The 12,295-nt window shown below is 63.8% G+C and carries 10 protein-coding genes; 4 read left to right on the top strand and 6 right to left on the bottom strand.

The window, feature by feature from the left end:
* Window positions 1-2: 2 nt before the first annotated feature.
* Entirely contained in the window at window positions 3-839 is an 837-nt protein-coding gene (locus tag AC1MH0_RS00900) for an SDR family NAD(P)-dependent oxidoreductase (RefSeq protein ID WP_480964278.1), read from the bottom strand.
* Between the two features lie 99 nt (window positions 840-938).
* Here AC1MH0_RS00900 and AC1MH0_RS00905 point away from each other — a divergent pair, with 99 nt between their 5' ends.
* The 4 genes from AC1MH0_RS00905 to AC1MH0_RS00920 all read left to right on the top strand — a co-directional run bounded on the left by AC1MH0_RS00905 (window position 939) and on the right by AC1MH0_RS00920 (window position 5,122).
* Window positions 939-1,832, top strand: a complete 894-nt coding sequence (locus AC1MH0_RS00905; protein WP_480964279.1) for a LysR family transcriptional regulator — start codon at window positions 939-941, stop codon at window positions 1,830-1,832.
* A 147-nt stretch (window positions 1,833-1,979) separates the two neighbouring features.
* Complete coding sequence (locus AC1MH0_RS00910; protein WP_480964280.1) at window positions 1,980-3,104, top strand: NADH-dependent flavin oxidoreductase; 1,125 nt, start codon at window positions 1,980-1,982, stop codon at window positions 3,102-3,104.
* Between the two features lie 82 nt (window positions 3,105-3,186).
* Complete coding sequence (locus tag AC1MH0_RS00915) at window positions 3,187-4,239, top strand: aldo/keto reductase (protein WP_480964281.1); 1,053 nt, start codon at window positions 3,187-3,189, stop codon at window positions 4,237-4,239.
* 472 nt (window positions 4,240-4,711) lie between these two features.
* Window positions 4,712-5,122, top strand: coding sequence for a hypothetical protein (locus AC1MH0_RS00920; RefSeq protein ID WP_480964282.1), 411 nt, complete (start codon window positions 4,712-4,714; stop codon window positions 5,120-5,122).
* A gap of 109 nt (window positions 5,123-5,231) precedes the next feature.
* On the opposite strand, the gene AC1MH0_RS00925 is transcribed toward AC1MH0_RS00920, so the two are convergent.
* The 5 genes from AC1MH0_RS00925 to AC1MH0_RS00945 all read right to left on the bottom strand — a co-directional run bounded on the left by AC1MH0_RS00925 (window position 5,232) and on the right by AC1MH0_RS00945 (window position 12,270).
* Complete coding sequence (locus AC1MH0_RS00925; protein ID WP_480964283.1) at window positions 5,232-6,458, bottom strand: hypothetical protein; 1,227 nt, start codon at window positions 6,456-6,458, stop codon at window positions 5,232-5,234.
* A 397-nt stretch (window positions 6,459-6,855) separates the two neighbouring features.
* Window positions 6,856-7,782, bottom strand: coding sequence for a CE1 family esterase (locus tag AC1MH0_RS00930; RefSeq protein ID WP_480964284.1), 927 nt, complete (start codon window positions 7,780-7,782; stop codon window positions 6,856-6,858).
* The gene (locus tag AC1MH0_RS00935) at window positions 7,779-8,096 is read right to left on the bottom strand and encodes a hypothetical protein (RefSeq protein ID WP_480964285.1); all 318 of its coding nucleotides are present in this window, start codon (window positions 8,094-8,096) and stop codon (window positions 7,779-7,781) included. Before AC1MH0_RS00935 ends, AC1MH0_RS00930 begins: the two co-directional genes overlap by 4 nt.
* Complete coding sequence (locus AC1MH0_RS00940; RefSeq protein ID WP_480964286.1) at window positions 8,093-9,403, bottom strand: spinster family MFS transporter; 1,311 nt, start codon at window positions 9,401-9,403, stop codon at window positions 8,093-8,095. The genes AC1MH0_RS00935 and AC1MH0_RS00940 overlap by 4 nt, the downstream gene beginning before the upstream one ends.
* On the bottom strand, window positions 9,400-12,270 hold the full coding sequence (locus tag AC1MH0_RS00945) for a TonB-dependent receptor domain-containing protein (RefSeq protein WP_480964287.1): 2,871 nt from the start codon (window positions 12,268-12,270) through the stop codon (window positions 9,400-9,402). The genes AC1MH0_RS00940 and AC1MH0_RS00945 overlap by 4 nt, the downstream gene beginning before the upstream one ends.
* Window positions 12,271-12,295: the final 25 nt, after the last annotated feature.

Here is a 12,295-nt window from a genome sequence, read left to right on the forward strand (position 1 = left end):
CGTCAGAAGGCGCCGTCGGTGGAGTGAGACAGTTCGACCTGCGCAGAGATCGCGCGCAGACGCTCTTCCGCTGGTGGTTTGAGCATCCCGATCGCATCGCTGCCCGCGACAAACAGTTTCAGCGGCTTGTCCATCGCATTGATCGTCAAGAGTGCTTCGCCGAGCTTGGCGGGATCGCCGGGCTGGTTGCCGTCATACGCGGCGTAGCCTTCGCGGGCCGAGCCTTCAGTCGCGTAGTCGTCGATCCTGGTGTCGATCGCCTCGTAGTTGTTCTGGTTGAGGAAGCTGGTCCGGAAGAAGCCGGGCTCGACGATTGTCACGTCGATGCCGAACTGCTCGACCTCTGCGGCAACGGCCATCGACAGGCCTTCGAGCGCGAACTTGCTAGCGCTGTAGGCCGAGCACTGACTCATGCCGACCCCGCCAGCGACCGAGCTGATCGTGAAGATGTGCCCCGAACGCTGCCGACGCATCACCGGCAGCACCGCGTGCATGACGTGCACCGCGCCGTAGAAGTTGGTCGCCATCTGGCGTTCGAAGTCGGCCGCCGCCAGATCCTCGAAGTTGCCGAGCACGCAGAACCCGGCGTTGCTGACGAGTACATCGACGGTGCCGAACAGTTCGACGGCTTTCGCGACGGCGGCATAGGCCTGCCCCTCGTCAGTGACGTCGAGTTCGACCAGCGCCAACGATTGGTCGTCGGCGTCTGGGAACGCCGCGCGGAGCTTCTTTATGCTCCGGCCGGTCGCCACGACGCGGTTACCGGCCGCAAGCGCGGCGTTGACAATGCCGGCACCAATGCCGCTGTTTGCCCCCGTCACAAACCAGACCTTGCTCATGATCATCCCTTCGAAGTGCGCGATGATCCTAAAGTGGCATGTATCGATTTGTGCGGTTAGACGGGTAGATGTGCATGAGCCTAGAAGCGGGAGTTATAGATGCGCCGTGAGGAGATGGCCGATCTGACCGCCTTCGTCGTCGTTGCCGAGGAGCAGAGCTTCACGCGCGCCGCGGCTAAGCTTGGCATTTCTCAGTCCGCGCTCAGCCAGATCGTCCGTCGCCTCGAAACGCGGCTAGGTCTTCGGCTGCTGGCGCGAACGACCCGGAGCGTGGCCCCGACCGATGCAGGGCAGCGCCTGCTCCACACGTTGCAGCCGGCGTTGGAGGATCTCGATGCCAGCATCGCCGCGCTGAGCGAACTGCGCGAGAAACCAGCCGGCACGATCAGGATCAGTTCGGTCGAGCACGCCACCGAAGCCTATCTCTGGCCGGTCCTCAAGACGTTGCTGCCCGACTATCCCGACCTCAACGTCGAGATCGTCAACGATTACGGTCTGACCGACATCGTCAGCGAACGCTACGATGCCGGCGTCCGTCTGGGGGAGCAGGTCGCCAAGGACATGATCGCGGTCCGGATCGCACCCGACATGCCGATGGCTCTCGTCGGCTCACCTGCGTACTTCGACGCAAATCCGCCGCTCGACGATCCGCAGGACCTGGTTCGGCATCGCTGCATCAACCTGCGGCTGCCGACTTCAGGTGGCCTGCGCTTCTGGCCGTTCGAGAAGGACGGCCACGAACTGAAAGTCCGTACCGAAGGGCAGCTTGTGTTCAACGCGATCGACATGATCGTCGAGGGCGCCATCGCCGGGCTTGGCCTCAGCTACCAGCCCCAGATGATCGTGCAGGATCATCTCGATACCGGCCGACTTGTCCAAATGCTGCCCGACTGGAGCCAGGCGCTACCCGGCTATCACCTCTATTATCCGAGCCGGCGCCAGCCCACGCCGGCCTTCACGCTCCTCGTGAATGCGCTGCGCTACAGGGGGTAGCATCGGACTTGCGAACTGGTTTCATTACCTCCACTTCTAGGTTCATGCACATCTGGTGATCTAATCGACCAGTCCGACCCGTCCTAAATTCAGGGCGCGGCGGAGAGGCCGCGTCACGCCATCACAGGCAAGGACCGGAATTCGAGCATGAACGACGCCAGCATCTTTGAAACCCTCGCACTCGCCCCCGGCCTGACGCTTCGCAACCGGCTCGTCATGTCGCCGATGACGACGTGGTCGGCCAACGACGACGGCACGGTGTCCGATCAGGAAGTCGACTATTACCAGGCGCGGGTGAAGGACGTCGGCCTCGTCATCACCGGCTGCACGCATGTCCAGCCCAACGGCGTCGGCTTCACCGGCGAGTTCGCCTCGTACGACGACAGCTTCCTGCCTAGCCTGACGAAGCTCGCCGTTGCTGCGAAGAGCGGCGGCGCGCCCGCGATCCTGCAGATTTTCCATGCTGGGGTGAAGACCACGCCAGACCTCTCCGACGACATCGTCGCGGCCAGCGCAGTACCGGGTGAGCCGGGTCCGTTCTCGGCCGCCGTCACCCCGCGTGCGCTAAGCGATGCCGAGGTCGTGGACATGATCGCCGCGTTCGGAGCGGCCACGCGGCGCGCGATCGAAGCCGGCTTCGACGGCGTCGAGATCCACGGCGCGCACGGTTTCATCCCGCAGAACTTCTACTCGCCCCACTCCAACACACGCGACGATCGTTGGGGCGGCACGCTTGAGAAGCGACTGCGCTTCCCGCTTGCGCTGGTCGAGGATGTCCGCAGCGTCGTCGCAGAGCATGCCACGCAGCCGTTCGTCATCGGCTATCGCATCTCGCCGGACGAGCCGAACGAGGACGGCTTGCGTATCAAGGATACGCTCGTGCTGGTCGATCGCCTGATCGACGCCGGCATCCACTACCTGCACGTCTCGCTTCCCGATGCGCTGCACGCTACACCGGTCGACGATCCCGATGGCACGCCGATCGTGACAGTGATGACGCGGCATGTCGCCGGGCGCGTGCCGGTAATCGCCGCTGGTCAGGTGCGAACGCCAGCGCAGGCCAAGGAGGCGATCGCCGCCGGGCTGTCTCTCGTCGCCCTGGGCCAGGCGCTGGTCATCGACCCCGACTGGGTGTCGAAGGCGCGCGACGGTCGCGACGACGCGATCAAGACCGACGTCGCCAAGAGCGAAGCCCGCGCGCTGCACATTCCCGATAAACTGTGGGCGATCATCGAGATGGCGCAGGGCTGGTTCAAAGTTCGCCCGGAGTAATCGCGCCGGTCCCACCGGTCCGGACCGCCCAACCTTTTCCCTATTCACCAACCCCTCGACACCGTCGAACAGGAGATCATTCATGAAATACCGCAAACTCGGCTCGTCGGGCCTGTCCGTCTCCGACCTGATCCTCGGCACCATGGGCTTCGGCACCGAAACCGAAGAGAAGGACGCCTTCGCGATCCTGGACGCGTTCGTGGAGGCCGGCGGCACCATGATCGACACGTCGGACGTGTACGGCAAGGGCGCCTCCGAAGAACTGATCGGCCGTTGGCGCGCCAGTCGTTCCAGCGACGTGACCGATCAGGTCGCGATCGCCACCAAGGCGCGGTTCGGGACCGGGCCGGGTATCAACGATGTCGGGCTGTCCCGTCGCCATCTCGACCGTTCGCTCAACACATCGCTGCGCCGCATGGGCGTCGAGACGATCGACATGTTCCAGATGCACGGCTGGGATGCGCTGACGCCGGTCGAGGAGACGCTGTCCTTCCTCGACGCAGCGATGCGCGCGGGCAAGATCCACTATGTAGGCATCTCCAACTTCACCGGTTGGCAGCTGCAGCTGTTCGTCTCGACCGCCAAGGCGATGGGGGTACCGCTGCCCGTGACGCTGCAACAGCAGTACAGCCTGGTGTACCGAGAGGTCGAATACGAGGTCGTGCCCGCCGCCCTCCATAACGACGTGGGTATCCTGCCGTGGTCGCCGCTCGCTGCGGGCTTCCTGACGGGGAAGTATGTGCGCGGCGAGACATCGGCGCCGAAGGGGCGGCTGGCGTCCGACGACCCCATGACACAGCATCAAGCCAAGCAGTTGCATAACGACGATCGCAGTTGGGGCACGCTGGACGCCGTCCGTGCCATCGCCGATCGCATCGGCGCCACCCCAAGCCAAGTGGCTCTTGCGTGGGTCCGGGACCAGCCGGCCGTGACCGCGCCGATCATCGGCGCACGCACGATGGAGCAGCTTCGCGACAATCTAGGTTCCGCGGACGTCGTTCTAGATTCAGACGCTATGACCATGCTGGACAACGCCAGTGCGCCCACGCCGGATGATTATCCGTATGGCCGCTTCGGCGTCCTGCAGCGGAAGCGCTATATCGACAGCAGTGAGCAGGCTTTGCGCGAACTCTGATAACGGAACTGGCTGGCGCACTTCGTGTCGCTGGCCAGTCCCTTACTAGCTAGCTGCATTAGACCCCCAGCAATTGAGCGACCGGTATCATAATTTTGCATGAACGGACGTCCGAAGCTGGGCAGCGCGAAGTGCCTCAGGAATGTCTGGTTCTGGGTCGACCTTCCCCTCCGATTCCTCCACGTTCGTCGGCGCAGTGAAGAATTTAGTTTTAGCCGAGCTGACCCTCCCATATAGAAGTCCACTCGTTGATGCCGAGGTGGCTCGGTTTGAGGATCGTAGAACAATGCGTGCAGGAACGTTTGTTCGCTGGCTGGATGTTGGGGCAACCTCTTCCTTCATCGCGATGGGTCTTGGAATAATCGCGGTCGCCCCGACCGAGGCCGCTGTACAGTTAGTCGAGCCGTCTCCAGCGGCAATGCTGAGGCTTGATGCATTTGCGTAGTGCTTGGCAAAAACATATCCGGTTGAAATGCACAAGTTCCTGGCGGCGCCGAAATCGACCGATACGGCGCGTGCGTTCCGCACCTTCATAGCAGCACGTCGGGCCTGTCCTTACACAGCTCCTGGCCCTGACAACTTCGTCTATTACACCGGTGCCGCTGCGCGCTTTTACCTACGACAGGCCCGTTTTCAACTTATGGGTCGAAACATTGCACGTTCTGTCAATTCGACGGGGTATATCTGTATCATGCAAAAGGCACCAAGGATGGTTGACCGCATTCTTGCTTCGACCCCGGGGACCGCTAGCTACGAGCAAGCTTTTCACGATGCCCAGCCGATCGTCGATCTGTGCATTGCCGATCCCCAAGCGCGCCCGACGCGATATCTAGCGGGCGCGGGGCTTTCAGTCTTTACCTATCGCTTCGCTGGCCTTCGATAATCTGAGGCGTAAGCCGGACCTGAACGAACGTCCGTTTGTGGGCGCCGCAATTTTGCGCTCGGATGTCCGCTCATGGGTCCTGTCGCCTCGGCCATGTCCGTTGGGCGGGTTAGCCCGGCGCTAATGCTGGGCGACATGCGGAGCGCACGCTTGAATCGGCACCGAGCGCAGGGTGCGCCCCAAGGGTATGATCGGCTGACCTGAGGACCGTTGCCGATACGCCGTCTATGCGCGTGAGCAACTCGGCGATCATGGCCGTCTGTCGCGCTGCCAGGTCGGCGTCCAGCTTGTCCAAGTGGCCGTTCTTGACGATGCCCAGCAGGTAATTAGGTCCGCCTATGACCCCGACATGCGGAACGCCGCTTTCATGAAACACTGCGCCGGTTGTGGTTTCCGGACCAGCCTGGATACCATGCTGACGAAGGTCGAACTTACGAAACCCGTCCTTGACCAAATCGGTCAGTACCCCGCCGGTTGTTGCAAAGTTCATATATTCGTTGCGCCCCGTTGGCGCGTAGCCCTTGCCGGGAACGTCTTCCCATTCGGGCGCGCCGAGATGTTCGATCGTTGCCGCAGCCGCGGCACGCTCGACGAGATCCGGATGCGCCCGGACCCAGCCTGCACATTCGGGCAGGGCACCGCTCATGTGACCGGGCCAGCCTGCGAAGACCAAGGTCCGGCGGAGGCGCTGGTGCTTGGGTAGACTGGCAAAATGCCGTGCCAGTTGCAGCATTGCCATGCCGCCATTTTCCTCGATGAAGTTCTGTCCGTCGGTGTGGGTGTCGATGACCACGACCTCGTCGCTCTCGCCTGGGAGGATCGCGGTTAGAGAGGGCACAGTGCAATCGACCCACTGTGCGTCGAGCGTGAGCTTTGCGCGCTTGCCGAGCCTGGCCCGCCGACGGAGGTCATTGCCGGCATCGTTTCCGACGAAAAGTGCTGGCAGCGGCGGCTTGTAGTGGCTGGCATGTGGCGAGAAGTTTCCGGCGATCATCGCGTCCGATACGTCGATGATGATGACGACACCCGCCGCCCCCTTCGCCAGGACGGCCTCGAGCGGAAATGCGGGCATGAGCCACAGCCGCTTATAGGGCCGCGACAGATATTTCGCTTTCTCCGCCTCCGGCACTTGGATGTAGAGCGGATCGACAAGCTGCTGGATCGTTGTCTGTGGGAGCTTGCCGTCGAACACGACGATGCTGCCGGCAGGAACCTCGCCGAGCGCAGTCGGGCCGCTCTTGTCGATCGTTCCGCCATAATAGAGCGGGGCGGTGATACCGCCGGGCGGTGCGGGATGCGATCGGACGTAATAGGCAATGTTCGGGACCGGCTTCATCGTTCCGTCGTCTTCGAGATCGAGGCCGTAGGCCAGCGGATCCCAGCGTCGATAGGCGTAACTGTCGCACGGGCCGAGGGTCAGTCCGATCTGCTGGAACTCGCGCGCGAGGAACTCGACGAAGCGAACATGATTGGGATGCCCTGGCAGCCTCGGTCAAAAATCACCATCCGTTGATAGTCGCGGCGGATCGTCTCGGGCGTCGGCAACGGGACGATGTCGCGACCGGGCGACGCCGCCACCGCCCCCGCAACGCTTTCCGCTAGAGCGATGCTGCCGAGTGCTCCCGCGCCAAATAATACTTCACGGCGTGTCGTGACGCCTATCGGCCGGTTCTGAGACATGGTGCAATGCGCCTCGTTCTGATCGCTGTCGGAAGGATGGTGCCGTCCCGCGGTCACTGGGTGAAAACGGTGGTCCAGATATATTCGGACACATCGATCGGCGCGTTGTCGCCGCTGTAGCTCAGCGTGGGACCGCGATAGCCGTTGTAGAGGACATGCCGGCCGCCCACGATCGTCAGCAGTCCAGTCCGGACGCCGCCCGCGCAGTCGGTATAGACATCCTCGAGTACTCGATCCGGGATCACGGCACGGCTGGAGAGGGTGGACGAGCAGCTGTCATTGGCCTTCCACGCGGCAAGGCTTGCCGGCGCGGACTGGATGCGGACCGGCACGCCGGCGATGTTGCTGACCGGCGCATCCGGGTTCGATCCGTCATAGGGGATCGTCGTGTCGGCAGTGCCGGCAATCGAAAACATCGTGATCGGACGGCGCGGCGTGCATTTGTCGAGGTTGAGCGGGAAGGACACCGCGGCCGATGCGCGGACGACATCGGCGGCTTCGCACGCCATGCGGTGTGCCATCGAGCCGCCATTGGAGATACCGGTGACGTAGACCCGGGTCGCGTCGATCTTCGCGCGGGCCTTCACCCAGTCGATGATCGCGCGTGCGAAGTGGACGTCGGGCACCTCGGTCGCCTTGCTCGTCGAGCAGCAGCCATAGCCGTTCCAGCTTCGCGCCAGTCCCTCGGGATAGACGACGATGAAGCCGCGCTTGTCGGACTGCTGAAGCTGGCCGGAGACGCTGCGCTCTTCCTCGGCGGTCGAGCTGAAGCCGTGGAAGTCGAGCACGAGCGGTACCGCCTGCGTACCGTCATAGCTTGCCGGTACGTGAAGCTTGAAGGTTCGGGGGACGATATCGGGTGCGATGATGTAATCGCCATCGCCGGGCACGAGTGAGGTCGGTGCCAGGCTCTGGGCAACCGCGGCGGTTGGCAAGGCCGATACAAGCATCAGTGCGGCGATGAGCGTACGGATCGTCATGGTATCCTCTCCTCGGGCTTCGAAATGGTCGAGATCGGCGCGGCGCCTAGATTTTTCAGGTGCGCCAATTCGGGTGGCAGTGGGGTGTCGGTGAAGGTTCCACTGACGGCTGGCTGGGTTTCGAGGCCGGACGACGTGGGCGGCGCGACTATCGGCGTCTGCCGTTCCTGGTTGACGACGGGCTCAACGAGATCGGCGTGCAGGTCGGTGTCGTTGCGGACGACGACGATGTCGCTGCCGCTGGTGTGGCGTTTGCTGCCGTCGCACGCAGTGAGCGTCAGGGCAGCTACGATCAGCGCCACGGCGCGCGTCACGATGCCGGCCGCCTGAGCCTGCGTGCCACGGCAAGGTGGAGGCAGACCGCGATCACAAAGACCGGCGCCATCGCGTAGAATGCCCATTGCAGCGGGGTAGCCGACTGGCCGCGGTGCGCGGCATCGCTGACCATGCCGAGGAACATCGGACCGAGCCCGCCGCCAATCAGGTTCATGACGAGCAACATCACCGCACTGGCGGTCGCCCTACGCTCGGCGGGGACGCGAGCCTGCACCAGCGCACCGGCCGGGGTCAGGTAGAAGTAGTTGCAGAACAGAGGCACGGCGAGCAGCGCGAGCGCGATCCGCCAATCGGGCGCCGCGACGAAGCCGAGGAAGAACGGCAGCGACACCGCCGTGGCAAGGGCGGGAACGAGTCCGTACGCCGCGGTCGAGCGTCGCGACAGGACATCGACCAGCCGGCCCGAGGCGAAGATGCCCGAACACACGCAGACGCCGAGCAGGACCGCGAAGTAGCTGCCCACCTGCTGCAGGGTCATGGCCTTTTCGCGCATCAGGAACAGCGTCAGGAAGGCGAGCGTGCCCGAGCCTATGAACGCCGATGCGGCGGCCGCGAACGCCGCGAGCCGGAGTGTCGTATCGGCCCAAAACAGGCGGACGCTTGTGATGAAGCCGACGCGCACGGGCGCTTCCGGAGCATTTGGAACAGGAGCATCCATCGTCCCCCGCGCGGGTTCACGCAGGGTGATCGACGCCGCTAGCGCTGCCGCCACGCCGATCGCGCCGACGACCAGAAACGCGTGGCGCCAACCACCGCTGGCGGCCAGCGCCGCACCGCCGGCGACGCCGAGCATCTGGCCCAGCGGTGGCCCGAGATTATAAAGCGAGAGTGCGGTGGCGCGGCGTTCACCGGGAAACAGATCGGCGATGATCGAATAGGACGGCGCAACGCCGCCAGCCTCACCGACACCGACCGCCATGCGCGCCGTCGCGAGTTCTCCGTAGCCGCGGGCTAGACCGCAAGCGATCGTCGCCGCACTCCACAGCGCGCACGCGACGGCGACGATGCGCACCCGGTTCGACCGATCCGCAATCCAGGCGACGGGGAGCGACAGCACGCCGTAGAACAGCGCAAAATACAGTCCGCCGAGCAATCCGAGCTGGCCGTCGGTCAGCTTCAGATCGTCCTGGATCGGCTTTGCCAGGACTGACGGCAGCGTCCGGTCTACGTAGTTGAGAATGTAGACGAACGTTAGAATGCCGAGCGTGATCCAGCGCCGCGCTGGCGTCGGCTTCCCCGTTGTGCGCGGGGAGGGGACCTCCGGCGTGACGCTGGCAGCGGTCACCAGAACTTCATTCGTGCGCCAACGGTAATCGTGCGACCGGCGACGTCGTACAGGCTGGCGTTGGTCGGATAATCATATTGGAACGCGCCGCTGGGAATGATCGGCGGATGCGCGTTGAACAGGTTGTTGACGGTGCCGAACAACTGCATGCGGCGGTCCGTGCCAACATCGACCTTCAACGTGATGTCGGTGTACCAGGCCGCGCGGATGCGGTTGTCGGACGGGCTGAGCGCCGGATTGTAATAGTCGGTGCTCGCCTGGAACTTGCCTTTCCCGACCAGCCGTTCTTGCGCGTAGAGCGTGACGGCGCCGGCGGAATAGGATGCGCTGGCAAGGGCGGTGACGCGCGGGTTCTGATACGTCCCGACGACACCGGTGTAATCGATCGTCGCGCCGCCCGGGACGCCGATCGAATAGTTGATCAGATACGACGCCAGCGCCCTGACCTGCATCGTGCCGCCGGCGAGCGGTGTTGTGTAGCCGACCTCGCCGTCGATCCCGCTCGTCTTCAGCCGGCTCAAATTCTGTTGCGGTGTGAAGACACGGACCAGTCCGGTCCGCGCAGCCGGATTCGTGTAGACGAGGTTCGCGCACTGGGCCGACGTGAACGCCGAGGCGGTGCACGCATCGATCGTCTGCTGCGGCGTCAACGTCTGAATGACGTCGTTCACGTTGATGTTGAAGTAATCGACGGACGCGACCAGCCCGCGAATACCGGTGAATACGACACCGCCGGTATAGGTCTTGGCGATCTCCGGATCGAGCGCGATGCTGCCGATCCGGCTCTGAATGACGTTGGCGGCGAGGTTGTTGCGCGTATCATTGACCGTGACCTGGCTCTGGATCGAGCCGCCGAACAGTTCCTGGATGTTGGGCGCACGAATATCGCGCGACACGGTGCCGCGCAGCGCGATGCCGTCGACCGGTTTCCAGACTGCGCCCGCCTTCCACGTCGTGACCGACCCGGAGATGCTATAATCGGTGTAGCGCGCGGCGCCGTTGAGATCGATCGAGCCGATCGGCGAGCGTGACGACAGGACCGGCACGTTGACCTCGCCGGCGATTTCCTTGACGTCGAAGGAACCACCCAAGGGCTGCGTATTGCCAAGCTGATAGCTACCGGCGCCGGCGAGCACCGCGGCGGGAACCAGACGCAGGCCGGTGGCGGACACTGGGGTAGTCGACAGCGAGTCGGTGGTCTGCGTGACCGAGTTCTTGCGGTAGTCGGCACTGATCGCGACCCTGACGTCGCCGGCGGGGAGCGTGAACGCGGAACCGCTCAGCGCGACCTCTGCGACCTGCTGCTTGACCACGGCACGGTAGAAGGCGGTGCCCTTGATATAGTCGATTGCGGCCTGGGACGGGCTGCCGCTACCGAACAGGTTGATCGGCACGCAACCGGGATACATGCCCGGGTTAGTCAGTGTGACATTGCAGACGATCTGGCCGTTAGCGGGATTACGGACCGCGTCGACCGCCGCGAAGAACCGGCTGTAGATGACGTCGTTCGCGACCTTGGTGAGCTGGGTATTGTGGCTGCGCGAATAATAGGCGTCGAGCCGCCAGTCGCTCGGCAGCTTCCACTTAAGGCCGGCGACCAAGTTATAGGTGTCGTTGGTCGTCGTCGCGGTTGCGGGCTGGGTATCGTACGAGAAGCGCCCAAGCTGGAATCCACCGAGCCGGTTGGCGGTCAGGATCGACTGCACGGCGGTTGGCAGGAACGCGTTGCCGCTCAGGATGGTCGGCGCGTTGAAGCCGGGGATGAAAAAGTCTTCGACCTGTTTGTAGCGGTTGCGCACGCTGCTGAACATGCCTTCGCCAAAGACGGTCAGCGTGTCGGTGACGTCGAATTCGGCATGCGTAAATCCACTGCCATATCGCACCTTGGCGATCAGGTTAGTCGATGTCTTGGGGCCGTCACCGCCGACCTGCACGCTGTCGACGATGGTGCCACGGTTGAACGGGAGCAACGTGCCGCCAGGACCGAACTGCAGCACGCCAGACCCGAGACCGGTGCCGCCATAGATCACGCCGCCGGGCGAGAAGATCGGATTGTTGAAGTCCGAGACGATGATGCTCTGCGCGGGATTTGCCGGGTCGCGGATGACGGCATAGGCATCTCGGCCCCAGGGGCGCTTCGCGCTGCTGCCGACGCCGTCGGAACTGTAGAACGCAGCGCTTGCGACGATGCGGCCACGTCCGCCGGCAAAGCCAGAGCCGGCGGTCAGGGTGACCTTCTGCGTGCCGTTGTCGCCGTACGTCGTGGTGCCGGCCTGGACGCTGCCCTTCAGCCCTTCATAGCCGGTATCGAGTACGAAATTGACCACACCCGCGACCGCGTCGGACCCGTAGGCAGCCGACGCACCGCCGGTGACGACATCGACCCGCTTAACGAGTTCCTGCGGCAGGATGTTGGTGTCGACCGTACCCAGTGGCGTTGACGGTGGCGCACGTCGGCCGTCAAGCAGCAGCAACGTGCGCTGTGCGCCGAGATTGCGCAGGTTGATGAAGCTGCCGGAATCTGCGGCGTTCGATCCGCTCTGGCCGTTGGCCGCGCCGGTCGATCCGCGGAAGGCGGGGAGCTGGTTCAGCCCCTGTGCGATTGTGCCTGGTGCCGAGGTTTCGAGCTGGCTGGCGGATACGACGGTGATCGGTGTCGGTGCGCGAGATCCGTCGACGATCGTACGTGAGCCGGTGACGATGATATCCTTGGATGCGGTACTGTCGTCGACCGGGGTGGCATCCGCCTGAACCGGGTCTGCGCTGGTCGCTCCCGGCGCGCGCTCGCCTGCTACCACGGTTTGTGCTGCGGCAGGCCATGCCGCCAACACGAGCATCGACACCGATGCACGAAGAAGCCCTCGCATCCTCTTACTCCCTAAAAACGGCGCT

The sequence above is a fragment of the Sphingomonas sp. AP28 genome, from assembly GCF_056680455.1.

Excerpts from the sequence above, each read along its gene's own strand:
- AC1MH0_RS00900 (WP_480964278.1), bottom strand. The coding sequence starts at position 839 with ATGAGCAAGGTCTGGTTTGTGACGGGGGCAAACAGCGGCATTGGTGCC.
- AC1MH0_RS00905 (WP_480964279.1), top strand. The coding sequence starts at position 939 with ATGCGCCGTGAGGAGATGGCCGATCTGACCGCCTTCGTCGTCGTTGCC.
- AC1MH0_RS00910 (WP_480964280.1), top strand. The coding sequence starts at position 1,980 with ATGAACGACGCCAGCATCTTTGAAACCCTCGCACTCGCCCCCGGCCTG.
- AC1MH0_RS00915 (WP_480964281.1), top strand. The coding sequence starts at position 3,187 with ATGAAATACCGCAAACTCGGCTCGTCGGGCCTGTCCGTCTCCGACCTG.
- AC1MH0_RS00920 (WP_480964282.1), top strand. The coding sequence starts at position 4,712 with ATGCACAAGTTCCTGGCGGCGCCGAAATCGACCGATACGGCGCGTGCG.
- AC1MH0_RS00925 (WP_480964283.1), bottom strand. The coding sequence starts at position 6,458 with ATGAAGCCGGTCCCGAACATTGCCTATTACGTCCGATCGCATCCCGCA.
- AC1MH0_RS00930 (WP_480964284.1), bottom strand. The coding sequence starts at position 7,782 with ATGACGATCCGTACGCTCATCGCCGCACTGATGCTTGTATCGGCCTTG.
- AC1MH0_RS00945 (WP_480964287.1), bottom strand. The coding sequence starts at position 12,270 with ATGCGAGGGCTTCTTCGTGCATCGGTGTCGATGCTCGTGTTGGCGGCA.